The following is a 969-nucleotide window of genomic DNA, read 5'->3' as shown; positions in this document are numbered from 1 at the left end:
GTTAAGCTCTCCAGCGCCGATGATAATGAAGGGGCAACCCTTTGTGAAAGTAGGACGCCGCCAGGCTTTTTAGTGGAGGGTTAGCTCAGCTGGGAGAGCATCTGCCTTACAAGCAGGAGGTCGGCGGTTCGATCCCGTCACCCTCCACCATTTATGCCGGTCTAGCTCAATTGGCAGAGCAACTGACTTGTAATCAGTAGGTTGGGGGTTCAATTCCTCTGGCCGGCACCACCTTTATTTTCACATTTAATATGAAGTGTAGAAAATAAATACCATTTACATGATATGGTTTATTTTTTTTTTGATAGATGTTGGTATCAAACGATAAGAGCCATTAGCTCAGTTGGCAGAGCATCTGACTTTTAATCAGAGGGTCGGAGGTTCGAATCCTCCATGGCTCACCATTTTCACCTATCCATGCGGAAGTAGTTCAGTGGTAGAACACCACCTTGCCAAGGTGGGGGTCGCGGGTTCGAATCCCGTCTTCCGCTCCATGTATCAAGCGCCCGTAGCTCAATTGGACAGAGCGTCTGACTACGGATCAGAAGGTTAGGGGTTCAACTCCTCTCGGGCGCACCATTTTAAGTTAATTTTTTAATAAAAGACATAGCATAGGTACGTAACCTGATGCAATAAATGAAGTAGTTGACGGGAATAGGTTCGCACCTTATTCTCTCAAAGAACGGGAAGTAGCTCAGCTTGGTAGAGCGCTTCGTTCGGGACGAAGAGGTCGCAGGTTCAACTCCTGTCTTCCCGACCATTTGATAATGGGGCCTTAGCTCAGCCGGGAGAGCGCCTGCTTTGCACGCAGGAGGTCAGCGGTTCGATCCCGCTAGGCTCCACCAAAAAAGAATTTTATTAAAGCATTGACTCTGCTTAAATGAGTTGGTATTATTGTAATTGTCGCTTTGAAAGGCGGCATACAAACTGCCCTTTGAAAATTGAATGAAAGTCAAGCGTCTGTCAATT

7 tRNA genes are annotated in these 969 nt (G+C 47.0%); all 7 read left to right on the top strand.

What is annotated here, in order from left to right:
- Positions 1-74: 74 nt before the first annotated feature.
- The 7 genes from ACFSUB_RS17565 (at position 75) to ACFSUB_RS17535 (ending at position 845) form a co-directional block, all read left to right on the top strand.
- Positions 75-150, top strand: a tRNA-Val gene (locus tag ACFSUB_RS17565).
- Positions 151-155: 5 nt separating this feature from the next.
- A tRNA-Thr gene (locus ACFSUB_RS17560) sits at positions 156-231 on the top strand.
- A gap of 97 nt (positions 232-328) precedes the next feature.
- A tRNA-Lys gene (locus ACFSUB_RS17555) sits at positions 329-404 on the top strand.
- Between the two features lie 15 nt (positions 405-419).
- Positions 420-494 (top strand) — tRNA-Gly (locus tag ACFSUB_RS17550).
- A gap of 8 nt (positions 495-502) precedes the next feature.
- Positions 503-579, top strand: a tRNA-Arg gene (locus tag ACFSUB_RS17545).
- A 104-nt stretch (positions 580-683) separates the two neighbouring features.
- Positions 684-760 (top strand) — tRNA-Pro (locus ACFSUB_RS17540).
- Positions 761-769: 9 nt separating this feature from the next.
- Positions 770-845: transfer RNA gene (locus ACFSUB_RS17535), tRNA-Ala, on the top strand.
- Positions 846-969: the final 124 nt, after the last annotated feature.

The organism is Salibacterium lacus, assembly GCF_042684865.1.
Classification (GTDB): domain Bacteria; phylum Bacillota; class Bacilli; order Bacillales; family Marinococcaceae; genus Salibacterium; species Salibacterium lacus.
This window is presented reverse-complemented; position numbering and strand designations above follow the sequence as displayed.